Source organism: Mesorhizobium sp. CCNWLY176 (genome assembly GCF_037153935.1).
Taxonomy (GTDB): Bacteria; Pseudomonadota; Alphaproteobacteria; order Rhizobiales; family Rhizobiaceae; genus Mesorhizobium_M; species Mesorhizobium_M zhangyense.
The window spans coordinates 1-19,360 of record NZ_JBBBDZ010000005.1 but is presented as its reverse complement, the minus strand read 5'-3'; the positions used below and the strand labels follow the sequence as shown (position 1 = coordinate 19,360).

The window sequence follows — 19,360 nt, the reverse complement described above, 5'->3', positions numbered from 1 at the left end:
TATCAATAATCCCGCAACGCGGGAGGCAGCAAAAAGATCAGTACCACACCAGCATGACGTGAAAAGGGGCCGGGTGATGGCGCATTCAACGGGCGGCCTTCAGCAACGACAACAATGCATCCTCCGTCGGCTCGGCCGCCATCGAAATCCGGTCCTTTTCCGCCGTGTTCAGGGAAGCCGCGACACGATCGGACAGACAAAAATAGCGCGCCTTCTCGAAAAGGGAACGCACCCCGGGTTGCGCGGCGAGGCCGGAGAAGGCTTCCGCCACTTTCGCCGAATAAAGCAGAACCGCGTCGATTTGACCGCCTGCCAGCACCGAGGCGACAGCTTCCGCCGGATAGTCGATCCTGCGCGTGTCGTAGGTCTCCGTCACGAAAACCTGCAATTCCGATTCGGCTACGCGGCGTTCGAAAAGATCGAGCCGGACACGGCCCGTCAGATAGAGGATTTTGGAACCCGCCGGCAGTTCGGCCACGATCTTGTCCGCAAGGCCCGCCGCGTCGCCGGAACCTTCAATGACGCTGGCAAAACCGGCTTCCCGCGCGGCCTTCGCCGTTTTCCTGCCAACCGCGAACAAGCGCAGGCCTGCCAGAGATGCAATCAGATCGTCTGAAGCATGGCGTATCGCGTTGGCGCTGGTGACGGCAACCGCGTCGATATCGTGCGGGATCGCGTCATCGACCGGCAGAGCCAGCGTTTCCGATAGCGGCAGAACAACAGGCGAAAATCCCGCCTCTTCAAGCCGGCGTGCGGTGGCCGACGCGCCGGGTTCCGGCCGTGTCACCAGCACTCGGGGCCTCATTCAGCTCCAACCCTCGAAAAAGCGCGTTCCGGCGCGTGCTCGAACGTCTTCACCCGCGTCGAGGCCGATTTGCACCGCGTCCGCCACCTTGCCCTCACGCCGCACCTCATGCGACTCGGTTCCGTCGGGCGAAAGGATGACGCCGCTGAACAACAGGCGATCGCCCTCTATCACCGCATGGCCGGCGATTGGCGTGCGGCAGGAACCGTCGAGCACCGCGAGATAGGCCCGCTCGCAGGCCAGCGCATGGCCCGTCGGCGCATCATGAATGGCGGCAAGAAGCTTGCGCACCTCGGTATCGCTGGACCGATGTTCGATGCCAATCGCACCCTGACCCGGCGCGGGCGGGAATTCTTCGAGCGGCATCAGGTGGGTGATGACGCTTTCCAGACCAAGCCGCCGCAACCCTGCATTGGCGAGGATGGTGCCGGCGGCAATGCCTTCTTCCAGCTTGCGCAACCGAGTCTGCACATTGCCGCGAAACATCACCACGCTCAAGTCGGGCCGCATGCGCTTTATCAGCGCCTGCCGCCGCAGCGACGAGGAGCCGACGGTTGCGCCGTGCGGCAATTCCATGATCGACGGCGCGAGCTTGCCGATGAAGGCGTCGCGCGGGTCTTCACGCGGCAGGAAGGTCGAGACTTCCAGTCCGTCAGGCAGCACGGTCGCCATGTCCTTTGAGGAATGCACGGCGATGTCGATGCGCCCGTCATACAGCGCGTCCTCGAGTTCCTTGGTGAACAGCCCCTTGCCGCCGACTTCGGAAAGCGGCCGGTCCTGGATGCGGTCGCCGCTGGTCGAAAGCGGCACGATCTCGAAGGCGTCTTCGGGAAGGCTGTGCGCCGCAACCAGCCGCGCGCGCGTTTCCACGGCTTGCGCCAGCGCCAGCGGGCTGCCGCGAGTTCCGATTTTCAACGCTCTTGTTTGCATGACGCTCGGTCCGTGATACCCACCCGGCGAATGGGGTTTTCGCCCCGCATCTCCTATCGGGGAAATCACGGTCGGGCAATGCAACGAAATGACGCCATGATCCGCGTGCTCGGCATCGAAACGAGCTGCGACGAGACAGCGGCCAGCGTGGTCGGCCTGCGCGAGGGCGCGGCCCCCGAGATCCTGTCGAATGTCGTGCTCAGCCAGATCGAGGAGCACGCGGCCTTCGGCGGCGTCGTGCCGGAAATCGCCGCGCGCGCCCATGTCGAGGCACTGGACGGCATCATCGAGGCAGCCCTTGCCGATTCGGACGTGACGCTTTCGGAAATCGACGCCATCGCCGCCACCGCCGGCCCCGGCCTCGTCGGCGGGCTGATCGTCGGCCTGATGACGGCCAAGGCAATCGCTGCCGCCACCGGCAAGCCGCTGATCGCGGTCAATCATCTCGAAGGCCATGCGCTGACTGCGCGCCTCACCGACGGGCTCGACTTTCCCTATCTGCTGCTGCTCGTTTCCGGCGGCCACACCCAGATCGTGCTGGTGCGCGGCGTCGGCGACTATCAGCGCTGGGCGACGACCATAGACGACGCACTCGGCGAAGCCTTCGACAAGACCGCCAAGATGCTCGGCCTGCCCTATCCCGGCGGCCCGAATGTTGAAAAGACGGCGGCCAATGGTGATGCAAAGCGCTTTGCTTTCCCCCGACCGATGAAGGGCGAGACCCGCCCGGATTTCTCCTTCTCCGGTCTCAAGACCGCAGTGCGGCAGGCGGCAACGGCAATCGCCCCGCTCAGCGAGCAGGATGTCGCCGATATCTGCGCATCGTTCCAGGCAGCCGTTTCGGATGCGCTTGGCGACCGCGTCCGCCGCAGCCTCGTGCGCTTCCGCGAAGAATATCCTGACGTAAAGACGCCAGCGCTGGTCGTCGCCGGCGGTGTCGCAGCCAATCGCGAGATTCGCTCGACGCTTGAGACATTGTGCTCCGGGCACGGCTTCAGCTTCATCGCGCCGCCCCATGTGCTGTGTACCGACAATGCCGCGATGATCGCCTGGGCCGGCATCGAGCGCATCCGCGCCGGGCTGGTCGAGCCGGGCGCGATGGATTTCGTGCCGCGTTCGCGCTGGCCGCTCGACAGCATTTCCGCGCCCATGATCGGCTCGGGCCGGCGGGGAGCCAAGGCATGAGCAATTATCGCATCACAGTGCTGGGCGGCGGCGCCTGGGGCACAGCCCTTGCGCTGACCATGGCCCGCGCCGGCAATTCGGTGCGCCTCTGGGCGCGTGACGAGGCGATGGTGGCGGCGATCGGAAAGGGTGAGAACCCGCGCTATCTCCCAGGCATCCGCCTCGACCCGGCGCTGGAGGCGACCACTGACCTCAATGCCGCGCTGGAGGGCGTGGACTGCGTGCTCGTCGTCACCCCGGCGCAGGTGCTGCGCGCAGTGCTCGGCGAGGTGGGGACAAAAATCCCGGCGCATGTGCCGCTGGTTCTCTGCGCCAAGGGCATCGAAAGCACCACAGGCACACTTCTGTCGCAGATCGCCGGCGAAATCCTGCCGCAAAACCCGGTCGCTGCCCTGTCCGGCCCGAGCTTCGCCGCAGATGTCGCGCGCGGCCTGCCGACAGCCGTCGTGGTAGCGGCGCAGGACGAGGCGCGGGCCGCAGCGCTCGCATTGCGCTTTTCCACCGACAGCTTCCGCTGTTATTCGACCGGTGATCTTGTCGGCGTCGAGATCGGCGGCGCGCTGAAGAACGTGTTTGCCATTGCCGCAGGCGCCGTCACTGGCGCCGGTCTCGGCGCCAGCGCGCAGGCCGCCATGGTCACGCGCGGCTTCGTCGAACTGCGCCGCATCGGTGCCGCCTTCGGCGCCGAGCCCGAGACGCTGATGGGCCTTTCAGGCCTCGGCGACCTGCTTTTGTCCTCCGCATCGGCGCAGTCGCGCAATTTCGCCTATGGGCTGGCGCTGGGACGCAGCGAACCGCTCGGTGGCCGCCCGCTTGCCGAAGGCGTCGCCACCGCCGGTATCGCTGCCCGGATCGCGAGGGAGCGTGGCGTCGAAGCGCCTATCATCACCGCCGTCGCCGGCATCCTTGCCGGCGCCATCACCATCCAGGAAGCGGTCTCGGCGCTGATGTCGCGGCCGCTGCGCCATGAAGCCGAATAGAAACGGGAGCTGAAAACATGCTGTTTGCGTTCATCTGCAAGGACAAGCCGGGCCATCTGCAACTGCGCCTCGACACGCGCCCCGAGCACGTCGCTTTCCTCAATGGCCTCAACGACGCCGGCACGCTGAAATTCGCCGGCCCGTTCCTCGACGATGACGGCAAACCCTGCGGCAGCCTCGTCGTTGTCGAAGCTACCGACAAGGCGGCGGCAACGGAGATTTCGGGCAACGATCCTTTCGCCAAAGCCGGCCTGTTCGAAAGCGTCGAGGTACAGCCCTGGAACTGGGTCTTCAACAACCCGGCGAGCGCCTGAACCACAAGAGGCGGTGAGCGCCTGAGGCGCGAACAGGGAACAAAAGACAAGAGGCGGTGAGTGCCTAAGGCACGACAGGGGAGTCAAAAGATGAATTACTGGCTGTTCAAATCCGAGCCGTTCAAATTCTCCTTCGACATGCTGAAGGCGAAGGGCAAGGAAGGCACGCAATGGGACGGCGTGCGCAATTATCTGGCCCGCAACAACATGCGCGCCATGCAGATCGGCGATCTCGGCTTCTTCTACCATTCCAACGAGGGGCTGGAGGTTGTCGGCATCGCCGAGGTCTGCGCGCTGGCTCATCACGACACCACGACCGAAGACCCGCGCTGGGAATGCGTCGACATCCGCGCCGTGCGCGATGTGCCCAAGCCGGTGACGCTGGTCGATGTGAAGGCCAATCCCAAGCTTGAGAAAATGGCGCTCGTCACCTCCATGCGACTGTCGGTGCAGCCGGTGACAGCTGACGAATGGCGCGAAGTCTGCCGCATGGCCGGCCTTGACCCCGCACCGTGACGTCAACGGAGGCCGAAACCTTCATCCGCGCCAACACGGCGCTGATGGCCCCGCCGCATGTGCCGGAGGTTCTGCTTCATCTTGCCGACGAGGCGCATGACCTCTGGCTGAAGACGGAAGAGGAACTCGCCGAGATCGGCCTGCCGCCGCCCTTCTGGGCCTTCGCCTGGGCCGGCGGGCAAGGGCTGGCGCGCTATATTCTCGACCATCCCGAGACGGTACGCGGAAAACGCGTGCTCGATTTCGCCTCCGGCTCCGGTCTCGTCGCCATCGCGGCCATGAAAGCCGGCGCGAGCGCCGTAAACGCCGCCGACATCGACCCTTTCTGCGAAACCGCCATCAGGCTCAATACGCAAGCCAATGGCGTTTCCGCCGCATTTTCAGGCAAGGACCTCGTCAATGAGGATGACGGCTGGGACGTCATCCTCGCCGGCGACGTCTTCTACGAAAAACCCTTCGCCGACCGGCTGATCCCATGGTTCTCGCAACTCAGCCGGCGCGGGGCTGAAATCCTCATCGGCGATCCCGGCCGAGCCTATCTGCCGAAGGAGCGCATGCAGGCGCTTGCTATCTATCAGGTGCCGGTCACGCGCGCTCTGGAAGACGCCGAGGTCAAGCGCACCACGGTCTGGCGCTACGCTTGACGGCGTTTGCACTCGGGCGTTCAATCCGCGCAATCATCGGCTGGTGGGGCGTACAGCTTCCGGCGTGAGCGGCGTGTTGGCGGCCTCCTCAAGCACCCATTCGCGAAAAGTCCTGATCAGCGGGTCGTCCGCCGCTTCCAGAGGCGTGACGATATAGTAGGCAAACTGCGGCGGCCCATCGATCGACAGCGCGAAGGGTTTTACCAGCCGGCCGGCTGCGAGATCATCCGCTACCATCCAGGCATCGCCGAGCGCGATGCCGTGACCGTCGATTGCCGCCTGTATAGCCGGCCCCGTTTCGGCGAAATGCAGGCCCGGGCTGTCATCGAAATCCTGGATGCCGGCAGCCAGCATCCACATGCGCCAGTCCGGCCAGGTGACGCCGAGACCGCTCCATGAAACGTGGATCAGCCGGCATTTCAACAGGTCGCGCGGCTCCGTCAGAGGCCCCTTGGCTTCAAGCAGGGCCGGGCTGCACACCGGGATGATCGAATGCTCGAACATCCGATCGGCCCGTGCGCCGGGATACTGGCCGCGCCCCCAGCGAAAGGCGACGTCGATGTCGTCCCGGGTGAAATCGCGCAGGCTCGTCGAAACGTCGAGCCTTATGTCGACATCGGGCCATTGCTGCATGAACTTTTCCAGGCGCGGCACCAGCCATTTGGCGGCGATCGATGTCGATGCGCTGACCCGCAGCCGCATATTCGACCGTATCTTCTGCACGCGCACCGCCGCGCGCGTCAGGCCGGTAAGCGCTTCGGTGACGGCTGTGTGGAGGATCTCGCCAGCCTGCGTCAGCTCCATCATCCGGCTTGTGCGCAGGAACAGGGCAATGCCCAGCTGTTCCTCGAATTCCTTGATCTGATGGCTGACCGCAGCCGGCGTCAGCCCCAGCTCGGCCGCGGCCCTGCTGAAATTGAGATGCCGGCCGGCCGCCTCCAGCGTTTTCAGCGCACGTATTCCCGGGAGATGACCAGCCATGATCGATCTTCAAATGAAATTATCAGATACGGTGAAAACTACTCGTTTTCGCAATTTTTTCAATTCGCTATCATAGCAAAATCGAAAAGAGTTCAAATCCTTCTTGAAGGGATAGTACCATGGCCTACTGTGTTGACGATACGGGTTTCACGCGCTCGGCCCGGCCGACCGCGTTGCTCCGCACCAATATCGGTGCCGTGCTTCGCAAATGGCTGACCCGCCGCCAAGCTTTCAACGACCTGAAGCTGCTTACGCCTCGTCACCTTCAGGATATCGGCGTCGACCGGCATGACATTGCCGCGACCATCGACCGCGAACTGAGCCGGCTGCCGCGCGACGAGTTCCGCTCACGCGGGTGGTAGATTTGTACAGCGCACTGGGATTCACGCCATGGCGGCCTGCGAATGGCGGCTCGTCCTGACGTGAATCTCGATGCGGCTAGCGCACCACTTTCAGCACGATCCGATCCGACAGATACGGCAGCAGCCGTGCCATCACCTTTGCCGTCACCGCCACGCAGCCCTGCGTCGGCGTGAAACCCGGCCGCGCCAGATGGAAAAAGATGGCGCTGCCACGCCCGCGCAGGCGCGGCGAAATATTCCAGTCGAGCACCAGGCAGGCATCGTAGAGCCTGTCGTCGCGCAGCATATGCTCGTGGCTGGCCGCGTAAGGCAGCCTGACGGGCCGATTGTAGTTGCGGTCCTCCGGCACCTCGCACCAGCCAAGCGCCGAATCGATCGGCGTCATCTTCAGCCGCGTAAGCCGCCCCTGAAAATGATCCTTCCGGAAATAGCCTGACAGGATGCGCATCGCCGCCAGCGGCGTCCCGCCATCGCCCTCGCGCTTGCTGGCGGTTATGCCGCCGCGCCCCAACGCACAGGAAAACACCGTGCCGCCGGCATTCAACAACCCTTGCGAAGGGTGCCCGGGGCGTGCGCGAACCACCAAGGTTTTGATCCCATGTCGGTTTTTTGCGCCTGCCCCATTGCGCTCACGTTTTTTGGAGTATGATCGCATCGGTAAGCAAATCACCGTGACTGCCTGTTCTGGGGATCAGGTTCCGCATAAACGATCACTGGTCAACAGAATTATACATTTCAAAACAACGGATTGATCCATGACCTCCCGTACCATCCTGATTGTCGACGATGACGAAGACCTGCGCACGACCCTTGTCGAGCAACTTTCGCTCTACGAGGAATTCGACGTGCTGCAGGAAGCCACTGCCGCCAAGGGCGTATCGGTTGCACGCGGCGGCCTGATCGATCTCCTGATCATGGATGTCGGCCTGCCCGACATGGATGGCCGCGAGGCCGTCAAGCTGCTGCGCAAGGGCGGCTACAAGGCGCCGATCATCATGCTGACCGGGCACGACACCGATTCCGACACGATCCTCGGGCTCGAAGCCGGCGCCAACGACTATGTGACGAAGCCCTTCCGCTTCGCCGTCCTGCTCGCCCGCATCCGCGCGCAGCTGCGCCAGCATGAGCAAAGTGAGGACGCAACCTTTTCGGTTGGTCCCTATACGTTCAAACCCAGCCAGAAACTGCTTCTCGACCAGCGCGGCGCCAAGGTGCGCCTGACCGAAAAGGAGGCGTCCATCATCAAATATCTCTACCGTGCAGACCAGAAAGTCGTTACCCGCGACGTCCTCCTGGAGGAGGTCTGGGGCTATAATTCGGGTGTCACCACGCACACGCTGGAAACCCATGTCTATCGCCTGCGCCAGAAGATAGAGCGCGATCCTTCCAATGCTGAAATTCTTGTGACAGAAAGCGGCGGATACAAGCTGGTTCCCTGACCGGTTTGCGGTCGGGGGGCCGCACGAACGGGAGGACTGACCAGGCCAGGAATTCGGGGACGCAATGGCGCTGGATGATGACATCCGCATTCTGTCCGGCGTGGGGCTTTTCGAGGGCTTCAGCCAGGAACAGTTGCGCCTGCTCGCCTTCGGGGCAGAACCGATGCGGCTGCCGGCGGAACGCAAGCTGTTTCTGGAGGAGGACGAGGCCGATTCGGCCTATATCGTCGTCAAGGGCAGCATCGTCCTGTTTCGCGAAGACGATCCCAAGCGCACGCCGATCGCGGTCGCCAAGCCGGGCTCCATACTCGGCGAGCTGGCACTGATCGCCGACACCAGGCGCCTGACCAGTGCGGCCGCAGCCACCGATTCGGAAGTGCTTCGGCTGAACCGCAAGATGTTCCACCGCATCCTCGGGGAATATCCCGACCTCGCCGTCGCGCTTCATCAGCGCATCGTCGACGAGCTTCAGGCCCTCATCCGCCGCATCGAGGAAGTAGCACCTCGGCTCCTGCCCTAGGGCGAAACGCAAGAGCGGGTCGAGATATCCCTAGTCGAGATCGAATCGCGCAATAACCGGCACATGGTCCGAAGGACGGTCCCAGCCGCGCGCGTCGCGCAGGATCTCGTAGCCGCCGAAGCTCGGAACCAGATTGGACGAAGACCAGACATGGTCGAGACGGCGGCCGCGGTCGGAGGTTTCCCAGTCCTGGGCGCGGTAGCTCCACCACGTGTAAATCTTCTGCTCGTCAGGCACGTTGAGCCGCATCAGGTCGACCCAGTCGCCGGCCTTGCGCATCGCCTCGAAATTTTCCGTCTCGACCGGCGTGTGGCTGACTACTTTCAGCAGTTGCTTGTGCGACCAGACATCGTGCTCCAGCGGCGCGATGTTGAGATCGCCAACCAGCACAGACGCCGAATTGTCGTCATGGTCGGCGCGGATGGCATTCATCTCGGCGACGAAGTCGAGCTTGTGGCGGAATTTCGGATTGATCTCAGGATCGGGCTCGTCGCCGCCGGCCGGAACGTAGAAATTATGCACCGTAAGCTGCTTGCCGCCGGCATTCACCCGCACCGAAAGATGCCGGCAATCGCCCTTCTGGCAGAACTCGCGCTTCTCGACGATTTCGAGCGGCCGCCGCGCCACCGTCGCGACGCCGTGATAGCCCTTCTGGCCGCTGATCGCGATATGCTCGTAGCCGAGCTTGCGGAAGGCCGCCGACGGAAACTGGTCGTCCGGGCACTTCGTTTCCTGCAGGCACAGCACGTCGGGTGCGTTTTCAAGGAGGAGGCGCTCCACCAGCGGCATGCGCAGCCGCACGGAATTGATGTTCCAGGTGGCAATCGAGAAAGGCATTGGGGAAATCCGGCACTTGCGAAAAAGAAGCCCGGAAAGTGGCAGCGCAAGGCATCAATTACAAGGTCGAGCGCAGCCTCAACTCAGGCTGCGAACCCTGTCCACAGTTAAAGCGCAGGCAGCGCCTAGCCTAACGGTTGTTTTTCTTCTTGTTGACGTCGAGATTGCGCTTGTAGTCGATCTTGAACAGGTCCTGATCGAACTTCACGCCCTGCTTGACGTTGAAAATCATCACCGTCGTGTCCTTGCCCTGCGCGTCCTTGATCGTCCATTGGCGCAGCTCGTAGGATTTCGGATCGAACATCATGGTGATGGTCGAGTTGCCGAACACCGATTTGTCGGCAAGCTGGATCGTGGTGAGGTCGTCCTCTTCCTTGACGCTCCTGACCTTGTTGCCGGAGAGATCGATGCGCTCGTCGAGTAAAAGCTTCAGCGGCGTCTTCGACAGCGGGTAAAGATCGACCGTGTTCATCTTCCTGTTGTCGAGCACGACCGACTGGCCGTCCGAGACCACCTGGAAGCGCGAAGCACCGTCATAGTCGAAGCGGATCTTGCCCGGACGCTCGATAAAGAACTTGCCGCCGGTCTGCTCGCCACGCGGGCCGAACTGCACGAACTCGCCGGTCATGGTGCGGACACTGGCAAAATGATCGGCGATCTTCTGCGCGGCGTCCGTCGGGGCTGCCTGTGCCGCCGCAACCATGTCGAAGCCCGGCATCACCTGGAGCCCGACCACGCCGAAAGCCGCAACCGCCAGGCCAAGGAAGCCCCGGCGGGCCATTTGCAGTCGTGGGGTCGGGGTCGAAGCGTTTTTGTTCATGCGGGTCATCACTCTCGAATGCGTCAAATGAGCTTTGATCTATAGGCCTTTACTTGGGCTGAAGTTTGTCGCCGGCAAGGGGCAAACCATCACGCCTGCGTCATTTTAGACCCCTTTTTACGCTCACACCCAGGGAGTGTTGAGATTCAAATCAGGACGAGTCGAAAATGGTGGTTTTCGGGGTCGCCACAGGCGACGAGCGGAATGGACATTTGGGTCCACGAGCACCGGAAGCGCAGAAAATTACCATTTGCAGGCCGTCATGGTTTGAATATCGGCACTCCCTAGAACTTGTCGTCTTCGGTCGGCACCAGAATCTCGCGCTTACCGGCGTGGTTCGCCGGTCCGACAATGCCTTCCTGCTCCATCTTCTCGATGATCGAGGCGGCGCGGTTGTAGCCGATGCCGAGGCGGCGCTGGATGTAGCTGGTCGAGGCCTTGCCGTCGCGCAGCACGACCGCGACAGCCTGATCGTAAGGATCGTCGGAATCCTCGAAATTGCCGCCGCCACCGCCGCCCTTACCGGACGGCGCGTCGTCGTCATCCTCGCCGTCGTCCTCGGTGATGGCGTCGAGATATTCCGGCACGCCCTGCAGCTTGAGATGGCCGACGATCTTCTCGACCTCGTCGTCCGAGACGAACGGTCCGTGGACGCGCTGGATGCGCCCGCCGCCGGCCATGTAGAGCATGTCGCCCATGCCGAGCAGCTGCTCGGCGCCCTGCTCGCCCAGAATGGTGCGGCTGTCGATCTTCGACGTCACCTGGAAGGAGATACGGGTCGGGAAGTTGGCCTTGATCGTGCCGGTGATGACGTCGACCGAAGGACGCTGCGTCGCCATGATGACGTGGATGCCGGCGGCACGCGCCATCTGCGCCAGACGCTGCACCGCGCCTTCGATATCCTTGCCGGCGACCATCATCAGGTCGGCCATCTCGTCGATGATGACGACGATATAGGGCAGCGGCTCGAGGTCGAGGTTCTCCGTCTCGTAGATGGCCTCGCCGGTCTGACGGTCGAAGCCGGTCTGCACCGTGCGCGAAATGCGCTCGCCCTTCTTCTCCGCCTGCGCAACGCGGGCGTTGAAGCCGTCGATATTGCGCACGCCGACCTTGGACATCTTGCGGTAGCGGTCTTCCATCTCCCGCACCGTCCATTTGAGCGCCACGACCGCCTTCTTCGGGTCGGTCACGACAGGCGTCAGCAGATGCGGGATACCGTCATAAACCGACAGTTCGAGCATCTTCGGATCGATCATGATCAGACGGCATTCCTGCGGCGTCATGCGGTAGAGCAGCGACAGGATCATCGTGTTGATGGCGACAGACTTGCCCGAGCCGGTGGTGCCGGCGACGAGAACGTGCGGCATCTTGGCGATATCGACGATGACGGCTTCGCCGTTGATGGTCTTGCCGAGCGCCAGCGCCAGCTTGGCCTTGGTCGTCTCGAAATCGCGGCTCGCCATGATTTCGCGCAGATAGACGGTCTCGCGCTTGGCATTGGGCAATTCGATGCCGATGGCGTTGCGGCCGGGAACCACTGCGACGCGGGCAGCGATCGCGCTCATCGAGCGGGCGATGTCGTCGGCAAGGCCGATGACGCGCGACGACTTGATGCCGGGTGCAGGCTCCAGCTCATAGAGCGTGACGACCGGGCCGGGCCTCACATGGATGATCTCGCCCTTGACGCCAAAATCTTCCAGCACGCCTTCGAGCAGGCGCGCATTCTGCTCCAGCGCATCCTTCGACAGAGTGGCGTCGCGCACGACATTCTTCGGCTCGGTCAGGAAGTGCAGCGACGGCATTTCGAAGCTGTTCGAACCGATCAGCGACGTCTGCGCCTCACGCTGCACCCTTGCACCGGGGACGGGGCGCGGCGCAGGCGCTTCAACACGGGCCGATGGTGCAGGTGTCCGGAAATTCTGGACCTGGGCTGCAGGCGAACGCGGCTCTGCCGTCTCGCCCGGCATGAAGTCGAGATCGTCTTCCGCTTCGACATCGTCGTCGAGTTCGTTGTGCGGAACGCGTCCGTCGGACACCATGGCGGCGAAGAATTCCGGTTCGACCCGCGCCCTGCCCTTGGCGCTGACCTTCGCCTCGGCCTGCTCGGCGAATTCGACGCGCTCGGCAGCACGGCGCCAGGCGCTTTCGGGGCGCACCTCGACGTCGCGATATTCGTCATGTTCCTTGCGGCGCGCAGCCCGGCGGCGCAGGAAGGCGCGGAACGACAGCCACCAATGGGTGATCGCGCCCAGCGCCAATATGCCTTCGTCCTCGTCGTCATCATCGAAGGACGACGACAGATCCTGCTCGCGCATGTCCTTTTCGTCGGGATCGACAACGGCAAAGCCGTTGGGGCGCGAAATCAGTCCCGAGCCGAAGGCGAAGAGCCACAACGCCGGTCCTGCCAGAACCACGGCGATCAGGCTTGCCACCCAGCCGGTCGGATAACCGCCGGTGACCATGCCCGGAACCTTCAGCACCATGTCGCCGAAGACGCCGCCAAGCCCGGTCGGCAATGGCCATGTCGCGGGTGGCGTGGTGCAGCCGGCAATGGCTGCAAACAAAAGCGAAGCGCCGAACCAGGCCAGCGCACGACGCGGCATGCGGTCGACACCGCGCGCGGTCGCCAGGAAAAAGCCCCAGATCACCGCCGGAACGAGGGCAGCGACCGAGGACAATCCATAGAACTGCATCGCCAGATCGGAAAACACCGCGCCCGGATAACCCATCGCGTTGGTGATCGGGTTGTCGGTGGCATGGCTGAAGCTCGGATCGGCGACATTCCACGTGCCAAGGCTGGCCAGCGCGAAGGCAACCGCTGCGAAGCACGCAAGGCCGGTTATGCGACCCACCTGCCGGCGGGCAAACGCCTGCAGGCCGTGTCCCGAATCGGTCAGCGCGAGTTGTGTGGCTGAGCGCATGCCTCTTTCCCCGTCCAAAAATGGTGTTGCCTTGGCACGAACGCGCCTTGGGCAGAGTCGGGGATCAGATTATCGGGGGGAAGGTTAAGGCCGCATTAACCATGCAGCACTTCGCAGAAAATGAAACAGCCCTCGCCTACCGTTTTTCGGCGGCGTCCTTTTCGGCGTCGCGAAAAAAGTCCATCGCCGTCATGAAGCGCTCAAGGTCGCCGCCGAGATGGAACTTCGCCGCGACCCGGCCGAGCGGGATGAAAACCCGGAAGAAATGAAGCAGCCTCGAAAGCGCGTCCAGCGTAAGCTTCGGGACAGAGGCCTTGTAGGCCTGCAGCGCCAGCGTCGGCGTCTCCGCTTGCCGGGCACGATAAGTGATCTGGAAAAAGAGCAGCCAGACGTCGCGCGCCTGCGCGTCAGCCAATGGCATCGCTGCTTCCGGTTCCTCCTCAAAGTCGAGAAAGCCGAATCGTCCGTCGTCGTCGACGACGAAATCGCGCGGATGTGGACGGCCGTGGCAAAGGCCGGCCGCATGCACCTCGCCCAGAGCCTTGGCTGCATCTATCAGGAGACCGTCATGGGCAGTCAGGTCTCCGGCCTTTCGAAGCGTCAGCATTTGCGACTGCAACGTCTCGCCCATGTCAGACAGGGCCAGAACATCGCCACGTTGATAGAAGACTTCCGGCGCCCGAAAGCCGGCAGCGCGAAATGCATCTATCTTGCGCCGTTCGCGCGTCGCCTTGCCTTCCGGCGTCGCGGCTGGCGTGGCTCTCAGGAAGTGTGGATACATCAGCGGCGAGACCAGCGCATGCAGGCGCTTGCCCCAGGCCGTTGGTTCGGCACCGAGATGCTTGAACCAGACACGCTGGCCCCTGACCGCCGTGACATGAAGCCTCGGAGGCTTCGGTGCCTCGGCGATGCGCGCAACTGCGCTGATCATCGCCGGATCGGCCTGCATCATCATGTCCGGTGAATGCTTCGACAATATGGGGCCTGCCTTGCCGCAACTGATTTGTGTCGTCAGCCGCTCAAGATAGGCAGCTTTCATTAGCTGTCTATATAACGGAGTGATTTTTTTCGTGAAGTGAACGTCTGAAAACCACCCCCTGTTGCAGTTCGGGCGCACTCGGCGATCACGTTTGCTGGCGGCCAAAAAAAGAGGCCCGGACGAACCGGGCCTCAAAGGCGTGACCAGCTCCTTCAAACCGGTCACGACGGGATTTTCGAGCAACTCCAGGAAAAATGTGAACGGTTTTCCGTTCGGAATTGCGTAAAGGCCAGTCCCGGCGACGGCATGCGCCGCCGGGTTGGAAGCTTACGAGTGGTAGGCCACTTCGCCGTGCGAGGTGAGGTCGAGGCCCTGCGATTCGGCTTCGACGGTCGGACGCAGCCCGACGATCACATCGACGATCTTGTAGAGGATGGCAGAGCCGACACCACACCAGACGATGGTGACGAGGACAGCCTTGATCTGCACCCAGACCTGCGCGCCCATGGTCACGCCGTCGGCATAGCCGATGCCACCCAGCGCCGACGAGGCGAAGATGCCGGTGCCGATGGCGCCGACGATGCCGCCAATGCCGTGCACGCCGAACACGTCGAGCGAGTCGTCATAGCCGGCCTTGATCTTCACGACGGTGACGAAATAGTAGCAGATGATGCTGGCGATGGCGCCGAGCACGATCGCGCCGATCGGGCCGACGATGCCGGCGGCGGGCGTGACGGCAACCAGGCCGGCGATCATGCCGGAGGCAGCACCAAGCATCGAGGCCTTCTTGCGGGCCAGCGATTCCACCGCCACCCAGGCGATGATTGCGCCGGCGGTTGCAGTGAAGGTGTTGATCATCGCAAGGGCTGCACCACCGGTGGCTTCAAGGTTGGAGCCGGCGTTGAAGCCGAACCAGCCTACCCACAGGATCGAGGCACCGACCATGGTCAGCGTCATCGAGTGCGGAGCCATGTTGTCGCGGCCGTAGCCGTTACGCTTGCCGACCAGAATCGCACCGACCAATGCGGCGATACCGGCATTGATGTGAACGACCGTGCCGCCGGCGAAGTCGAGAGCGCCCCAGTTGAAGATCATGCCGCTCGAATCCCAGACCATATGGGCGATCGGGAAGTAGACGAAGGTGACCCACAGCGCCACGAACAGGATCACGGCCGAGAACTTGATGCGTTCGGCAAACGCGCCAACGATCAGGGCCGGCGTGATGCAGGCGAAGGTCATCTGGAAGCAGATGAAGACCAGCTCGGGGATGACGACGCCATCCGAGAAGGTCGCCGCCGTGCTCTCAGGCGTGACGCCCGACAGGAACAGCTTGCCGAGACCGCCCCAATACGGGCTGGTGCCGCCACCGAAGGCGAAGGAGTAGCCGTAGACGACCCAGATGATGATGACGACAGCGACGATCATCGTGCACTGCATGAGAACGGAAAGCATGTTCTTGGTGCGCACGAGGCCGCCATAGAACAGGGCCAGGCCCGGCAGGGCCATGAACAGGACGAGGATGGTCGAGATCATCATCCAGGTCGTGTCGCCCTTGTCGGGCACGGGAACGGCGGGCGCAGCAGCCGCAGCAGCATCTACGGCAGCCGGCGCGGTTTCCTGGGCGAAGGCTGCGAGCGTGCCAAGTGCGCCGAGGGCAAGCGTGCCCAGAAGCGCGGTTTCGGCCGCCTTCTTCAAGGTGGTGGGAATATTCATTGAAATCTCCATGAGAATACGATTGGCCCGCTCAAAGCGCGTCGGTGTCGGTTTCGCCGGTGCGGATGCGTACCGCCTGGTCGATGCCGAAGACGAAAATCTTTCCGTCGCCGATCTGCCCGGTCTTTGCCGCGCTCGAAATCGCCTCGACGGCCTTCTCGACCATGTCGGCGGCCACGGCCACTTCGATCTTCACTTTCGGCAGGAAGCTGACCGCGTATTCGGCTCCGCGATAGATTTCCGTATGCCCCTTCTGACGCCCGTAGCCTTTGACTTCGGTGACGGTCAGGCCCTGGATGCCGACGGCGGTGAGCGCTTCGCGCACCTCGTCGAGCTTGAACGGCTTGATGATTGCCATCACGATTTTCATAAGGTTTTTACCCCTTGCTTATGCGGGAACCCGCGATTGCATGACTTCGCCGGGTTGCCGAGAGCAGCCGGAGAGTGATCAGGGTAAATCAAGCTCCGTGCCAGTTCGCAGAACCGTCACTAAAGCGTTGTAAATCAATGGGTTTATGTTGCAGTGCAGTATGGGCGACCGCCTGAACGACCATTCAACTGCCTATAAATTGGGCAATTTTTAGATTTTGCACATTCCGCAGGCTATCGTCTCACGCGGATAAGGCCTTCCTGCGCCACCGAGGCGATCAGCGTACCGTCCTGTCCATAAAGTGTACCGCGGGTGAAGCCCCGGGCACCGATCGTCGAGGGGCTGTCCTGCGTATAGAGCAGCCACCCGTCGAGTGGATGCTGCCTGTGGAACCACATGGCGTGGTCGAGGCTCGCCGCCTGGATGTCGCGATCGAAGACAGCGCGTCCATGGGCGAAGGTGGAGGTGTCGAGCAACGTCATATCCGACAGATAGGCAAGCACCGCGGCCTGCGTGGCGCGATCAGCAGGCACGGGTCCAGTGGTGCGGATCCAGATGTTCTGCTCCGGGTCCAGCTTTTCGCGGCTGGTATAGTGCTTCAGCATCACCGGCTTCATTTCCACCGGCCTGTCGCGCTCCCAATAGCGGCGAATGCCCTCCGGCACCGTATCGCCGAACTCCTTGATCAGGTCGTTCTGGGTGCCGAGCGTGTCGGGAGCCGGCACGCCGAGCGGCATCGGCACCTGATGCTCCAACCCCGGCTCGTCAAGCTGGAACGAGGCTTCCAGCGAAAAGATGGCATGGCCGTGCTGGATGGCGACGACGCGCCGCGTGGTGAAACTCTTGCCGTCGCGGATGCGGTCGACTTCATAAATGATCGGAACCTGCGTATCGCCTGGACGCATGAAATAACCGTGCAGCGAATGCACATGCCGGTCGGGCGCGACCGTGCGCTGCGCCGCGACCAGCGCCTGCGCGATGGTCTGCCCGCCGAACACGCGCTGCCAGTCGAGTTTGGGGCTGCGACCACGATACAGGTTGTGTTCGAGCTTCTCGAGGTCGAGAATGGCAAGAAGTTCCTGCATGGCAGCCGACATTGTTTCGAACCCTTTTCGAAGCGAAGGAATTGGCACGGTTTCCAACAGGAACATTCGCCGAAGTCAAGGCGAAGCGAAAGTGACGGAGGATAGAGCGATGGCTGGAAACGCAGGCACAAACCGCAAGGAACTGACGGTCGACGTGCTGATTGCGGGTGCGGGCTATGTCGGCCTTGCGGCTGCCGTCTCGATGAAGCAGGCGCGCCCCAATCTCGCCATCGCCGTGGTCGACGCCGCACCCGAAGGCGTTTGGCAGCGCGACACCCGCGCCTCGGCAATCGCCGCCGCGGCCTGCCGCATGCTCGGCCGCCTCGGCTGCTGGGACGAGATCCTGCCGCAGGCACAGCCGATCACCGACATGATCGTCACCGATTCGCGCACTGCTGATCCCGTTCGCCCGGTCTACCTGACCTTCGACGGCGAAGTCGCGCCCGGTGAGCCTTTCGCCCACATGGTCGCCAACAAGGTGCTGAACGGCGCGCTGCGCCGCCGCGCCGGCGAGCTGGGCATCGACATCATCGAAGGCGTCGCCGTCAGCTCCTTCGAGGCCGGTGTTGCCGGCATCGCCATCCATCTTGCCGACGGCACCTCGCTGGGCGCGCGCCTGCTGGTTGCCGCCGACGGCGTCAATTCGCGCCTGCGCGACATGGCCGGCATCAAGACGGTGAAATGGGAATACGGCCAGTCCGGCATCGTCTGCACCATCGCCCATGAGCGCCCGCACAATGGCCGCGCCGAGGAACATTTCCTGCCGGCCGGCCCCTTCGCCATCCTGCCGCTGACCGGCAACCGCTCTTCGATCGTCTGGACCGAGCGCACCGCCGATGCCGAACGGCTGGTCGCCAGCGACGAACTCGTCTTCGAAAGCGAGCTGGAACAGCGCTTCGGCCTGAAGCTCGGCGAGTTGCGCGTAGAGGGCAAGCCGCGCGCCTGGCCGCTCGGCCTCACCCTTGCCCGCGCCTTCGTCGCACCACGCTTCGCGCTCGCAGGCGATGCTGCCCACGGCATCCACCCCATCGCCGGCCAGGGCCTCAATCTCGGCTTCAAGGATTCGGCAGCCCTTGCCGAAACCATTGTCGAGGCCGATCGGCTCGGCCAGGATATCGGCGCGCTTGACGTGCTCCAGCGCTACGAGCGTTGGCGCCGTTTCGACACGGTGCAGATGGGCGTCACCACCGACGTGCTGAACCGACTATTCTCCAATGATTTCGGCCCGCTGCGCGCAGCCCGCGACATCGGCCTCGGCCTCGTCGATCGCATGCCGCGCATGAAATCGTTCTTCATACGGCAGGCATCGGGCCTGACCGGCGACACGCCCCGGCTGCTAAGAGGCGAGTCGATCTGAAAGCAATTCCAGGAAAAGTGTGCAGCGGTTTTCCGTCCGGAATTGCGTCCAAGGACCGATCAGTGGATCTCGAAGCCGAGCTTCTGGCGCAGGCGTCGCACGCGCTGATCATGGGCCAACGAGCGCTCGCCTGACGCCCGCGCGACACCGTCGACCATCGCGACCAGTTGTTCGCGCTCATCCACGTCGAGACGTTCGCGCAAGAACGGCGCAAGCTTGTCAATGACGAGATTTGCGCCATCGATCTGCGAAGCGGCCCATTTGCCGTAGATGACGGCCTCATCGGTTTTCTTCGCATCGGCAATGCCGGAAACGGCCTCCCGGATTGCGGTTTCATGCTCCGGCGTCAACGGCGTATCTTCCGACACGACCGCCGTGATCAGCGTCGCCGCCGCCACGACGGGATCGTCGATCGCCGTGAGCGGCGAAAGCCCTGCCTGCTTGCGCAGCTTCTTGCGTCGCACCGAGCCCCGCACGCGGCCAACTGCGTCGGCAACTTCGCTTGCCGCCTCGCTCATATATTTGGGGGCTGTCCTAGGAGATTTGTTCTCTTAGGATGGCATGATGCGGTTAAAGCACTCGAAACTCACGATAATTCAGAC

At 63.0% G+C, this 19,360-nt stretch carries 21 protein-coding genes; 9 read left to right on the top strand and 12 right to left on the bottom strand.

All coding sequences use genetic code 11. The features are described from left to right. Positions 1-85: 85 nt before the first annotated feature. Both WBQ96_RS09830 and hemC read right to left on the bottom strand, forming a co-directional pair. Positions 86-805 carry a uroporphyrinogen-III synthase gene (locus WBQ96_RS09830; RefSeq protein ID WP_337035885.1) on the bottom strand — a complete coding sequence of 240 codons (720 nt, stop codon included), beginning with the start codon at positions 803-805 and terminating at the stop codon, positions 86-88. Beyond that, positions 806-1,735 carry a hydroxymethylbilane synthase gene (gene hemC / locus WBQ96_RS09825; RefSeq protein WP_336550251.1) on the bottom strand — a complete coding sequence of 310 codons (930 nt, stop codon included), beginning with the start codon at positions 1,733-1,735 and terminating at the stop codon, positions 806-808. It abuts the gene before it with no gap. Positions 1,736-1,834: 99 nt separating this feature from the next. On the opposite strand from hemC, the gene tsaD reads away from it, so the two are divergent. From tsaD to WBQ96_RS09800, 5 genes are all read left to right on the top strand, one after another. Continuing rightward, positions 1,835-2,920, top strand: coding sequence for a tRNA (adenosine(37)-N6)-threonylcarbamoyltransferase complex transferase subunit TsaD (gene tsaD / locus WBQ96_RS09820; RefSeq protein WP_336550310.1), 1,086 nt, complete (start codon positions 1,835-1,837; stop codon positions 2,918-2,920). Then, positions 2,917-3,900, top strand: a complete 984-nt coding sequence (locus WBQ96_RS09815; RefSeq protein WP_336550253.1) for an NAD(P)H-dependent glycerol-3-phosphate dehydrogenase — start codon at positions 2,917-2,919, stop codon at positions 3,898-3,900. The genes tsaD and WBQ96_RS09815 overlap by 4 nt, the downstream gene beginning before the upstream one ends. Positions 3,901-3,917: 17 nt before the next feature. Beyond that, positions 3,918-4,214 (top strand): YciI-like protein, encoded by a 297-nt coding sequence (locus WBQ96_RS09810; protein WP_165118066.1) that lies wholly within the window; start codon positions 3,918-3,920, stop codon positions 4,212-4,214. Positions 4,215-4,304: 90 nt separating this feature from the next. Then, the gene (locus WBQ96_RS09805) at positions 4,305-4,730 is read left to right on the top strand and encodes an EVE domain-containing protein (protein ID WP_336550256.1); all 426 of its coding nucleotides are present in this window, start codon (positions 4,305-4,307) and stop codon (positions 4,728-4,730) included. Positions 4,731-4,774: 44 nt separating this feature from the next. Next, positions 4,775-5,374 (top strand): class I SAM-dependent methyltransferase, encoded by a 600-nt coding sequence (locus WBQ96_RS09800; RefSeq protein ID WP_336550311.1) that lies wholly within the window; start codon positions 4,775-4,777, stop codon positions 5,372-5,374. 33 nt (positions 5,375-5,407) lie between these two features. Here the strand turns inward: WBQ96_RS09800 and gcvA are convergent, their stop codons facing one another. Then, positions 5,408-6,355: a transcriptional regulator GcvA gene (gene gcvA / locus WBQ96_RS09795; protein ID WP_336550257.1), complete on the bottom strand. Its 948-nt coding sequence runs from the start codon at positions 6,353-6,355 to the stop codon at positions 5,408-5,410. Positions 6,356-6,474: 119 nt separating this feature from the next. Here gcvA and WBQ96_RS09790 point away from each other — a divergent pair, with 119 nt between their 5' ends. Beyond that, a complete protein-coding gene (locus tag WBQ96_RS09790; RefSeq protein ID WP_336550259.1) occupies positions 6,475-6,717 on the top strand; it encodes a DUF1127 domain-containing protein in 243 nt (80 codons plus the stop codon). A gap of 76 nt (positions 6,718-6,793) precedes the next feature. Here WBQ96_RS09790 and WBQ96_RS09785 read toward each other — a convergent pair whose 3' ends face one another. Next, complete coding sequence (locus tag WBQ96_RS09785) at positions 6,794-7,387, bottom strand: L,D-transpeptidase family protein (RefSeq protein WP_336550261.1); 594 nt, start codon at positions 7,385-7,387, stop codon at positions 6,794-6,796. Positions 7,388-7,472: 85 nt separating this feature from the next. Between WBQ96_RS09785 and WBQ96_RS09780 the strand changes: the two genes are divergently transcribed. Both WBQ96_RS09780 and WBQ96_RS09775 read left to right on the top strand, forming a co-directional pair. Next, positions 7,473-8,156: a response regulator transcription factor gene (locus tag WBQ96_RS09780; protein WP_091908808.1), complete on the top strand. Its 684-nt coding sequence runs from the start codon at positions 7,473-7,475 to the stop codon at positions 8,154-8,156. A 64-nt stretch (positions 8,157-8,220) separates the two neighbouring features. Next, positions 8,221-8,676: a cyclic nucleotide-binding domain-containing protein gene (locus WBQ96_RS09775; RefSeq protein WP_336550264.1), complete on the top strand. Its 456-nt coding sequence runs from the start codon at positions 8,221-8,223 to the stop codon at positions 8,674-8,676. Positions 8,677-8,706: 30 nt separating this feature from the next. Here the strand turns inward: WBQ96_RS09775 and WBQ96_RS09770 are convergent, their stop codons facing one another. The 7 genes from WBQ96_RS09770 to WBQ96_RS09740 form a co-directional block, all read right to left on the bottom strand. Then, on the bottom strand, positions 8,707-9,513 hold the full coding sequence (locus WBQ96_RS09770) for an exodeoxyribonuclease III (RefSeq protein WP_336550265.1): 807 nt from the start codon (positions 9,511-9,513) through the stop codon (positions 8,707-8,709). Positions 9,514-9,643: 130 nt separating this feature from the next. Continuing rightward, positions 9,644-10,342, bottom strand: coding sequence for an outer membrane lipoprotein carrier protein LolA (locus tag WBQ96_RS09765; RefSeq protein WP_442920816.1), 699 nt, complete (start codon positions 10,340-10,342; stop codon positions 9,644-9,646). 275 nt (positions 10,343-10,617) lie between these two features. Next, complete coding sequence (locus WBQ96_RS09760; protein ID WP_336550266.1) at positions 10,618-13,254, bottom strand: DNA translocase FtsK; 2,637 nt, start codon at positions 13,252-13,254, stop codon at positions 10,618-10,620. Between the two features lie 136 nt (positions 13,255-13,390). Then, a complete protein-coding gene (locus WBQ96_RS09755; RefSeq protein ID WP_336550267.1) occupies positions 13,391-14,230 on the bottom strand; it encodes a serine/threonine protein phosphatase in 840 nt (279 codons plus the stop codon). Between the two features lie 330 nt (positions 14,231-14,560). Continuing rightward, positions 14,561-15,946, bottom strand: coding sequence for an ammonium transporter (locus WBQ96_RS09750; protein ID WP_336550269.1), 1,386 nt, complete (start codon positions 15,944-15,946; stop codon positions 14,561-14,563). Between the two features lie 31 nt (positions 15,947-15,977). Continuing rightward, the gene (locus WBQ96_RS09745) at positions 15,978-16,316 is read right to left on the bottom strand and encodes a P-II family nitrogen regulator (RefSeq protein ID WP_091908789.1); all 339 of its coding nucleotides are present in this window, start codon (positions 16,314-16,316) and stop codon (positions 15,978-15,980) included. A gap of 233 nt (positions 16,317-16,549) precedes the next feature. Next, on the bottom strand, positions 16,550-17,413 hold the full coding sequence (locus tag WBQ96_RS09740; RefSeq protein ID WP_336550273.1) for an acyl-CoA thioesterase: 864 nt from the start codon (positions 17,411-17,413) through the stop codon (positions 16,550-16,552). Between the two features lie 97 nt (positions 17,414-17,510). Here WBQ96_RS09740 and WBQ96_RS09735 point away from each other — a divergent pair, with 97 nt between their 5' ends. Beyond that, a complete protein-coding gene (locus WBQ96_RS09735; RefSeq protein WP_336550275.1) occupies positions 17,511-18,758 on the top strand; it encodes a ubiquinone biosynthesis hydroxylase in 1,248 nt (415 codons plus the stop codon). A gap of 59 nt (positions 18,759-18,817) precedes the next feature. Here the strand turns inward: WBQ96_RS09735 and WBQ96_RS09730 are convergent, their stop codons facing one another. Then, a complete protein-coding gene (locus tag WBQ96_RS09730; protein ID WP_336550277.1) occupies positions 18,818-19,276 on the bottom strand; it encodes a hypothetical protein in 459 nt (152 codons plus the stop codon). Positions 19,277-19,360 lie beyond the last annotated feature (84 nt).

Excerpts from the sequence above, each read along its gene's own strand:
- WBQ96_RS09830 (WP_337035885.1), bottom strand. The coding sequence starts at position 805 with ATGAGGCCCCGAGTGCTGGTGACACGGCCGGAACCCGGCGCGTCGGCC.
- hemC (WP_336550251.1), bottom strand. The coding sequence starts at position 1,735 with ATGCAAACAAGAGCGTTGAAAATCGGAACTCGCGGCAGCCCGCTGGCG.
- WBQ96_RS09815 (WP_336550253.1), top strand. The coding sequence starts at position 2,917 with ATGAGCAATTATCGCATCACAGTGCTGGGCGGCGGCGCCTGGGGCACA.
- WBQ96_RS09810 (WP_165118066.1), top strand. The coding sequence starts at position 3,918 with ATGCTGTTTGCGTTCATCTGCAAGGACAAGCCGGGCCATCTGCAACTG.
- WBQ96_RS09805 (WP_336550256.1), top strand. The coding sequence starts at position 4,305 with ATGAATTACTGGCTGTTCAAATCCGAGCCGTTCAAATTCTCCTTCGAC.
- WBQ96_RS09800 (WP_336550311.1), top strand. The coding sequence starts at position 4,775 with ATGGCCCCGCCGCATGTGCCGGAGGTTCTGCTTCATCTTGCCGACGAG.
- gcvA (WP_336550257.1), bottom strand. The coding sequence starts at position 6,355 with ATGGCTGGTCATCTCCCGGGAATACGTGCGCTGAAAACGCTGGAGGCG.
- WBQ96_RS09790 (WP_336550259.1), top strand. The coding sequence starts at position 6,475 with ATGGCCTACTGTGTTGACGATACGGGTTTCACGCGCTCGGCCCGGCCG.
- WBQ96_RS09780 (WP_091908808.1), top strand. The coding sequence starts at position 7,473 with ATGACCTCCCGTACCATCCTGATTGTCGACGATGACGAAGACCTGCGC.
- WBQ96_RS09775 (WP_336550264.1), top strand. The coding sequence starts at position 8,221 with ATGGCGCTGGATGATGACATCCGCATTCTGTCCGGCGTGGGGCTTTTC.
- WBQ96_RS09770 (WP_336550265.1), bottom strand. The coding sequence starts at position 9,513 with ATGCCTTTCTCGATTGCCACCTGGAACATCAATTCCGTGCGGCTGCGC.
- WBQ96_RS09765 (WP_442920816.1), bottom strand. The coding sequence starts at position 10,342 with ATGACCCGCATGAACAAAAACGCTTCGACCCCGACCCCACGACTGCAA.
- WBQ96_RS09760 (WP_336550266.1), bottom strand. The coding sequence starts at position 13,254 with ATGCGCTCAGCCACACAACTCGCGCTGACCGATTCGGGACACGGCCTG.
- WBQ96_RS09750 (WP_336550269.1), bottom strand. The coding sequence starts at position 15,946 with ATGAATATTCCCACCACCTTGAAGAAGGCGGCCGAAACCGCGCTTCTG.
- WBQ96_RS09745 (WP_091908789.1), bottom strand. The coding sequence starts at position 16,316 with ATGAAAATCGTGATGGCAATCATCAAGCCGTTCAAGCTCGACGAGGTG.
- WBQ96_RS09740 (WP_336550273.1), bottom strand. The coding sequence starts at position 17,413 with ATGTCGGCTGCCATGCAGGAACTTCTTGCCATTCTCGACCTCGAGAAG.
- WBQ96_RS09735 (WP_336550275.1), top strand. The coding sequence starts at position 17,511 with ATGGCTGGAAACGCAGGCACAAACCGCAAGGAACTGACGGTCGACGTG.
- WBQ96_RS09730 (WP_336550277.1), bottom strand. The coding sequence starts at position 19,276 with ATGAGCGAGGCGGCAAGCGAAGTTGCCGACGCAGTTGGCCGCGTGCGG.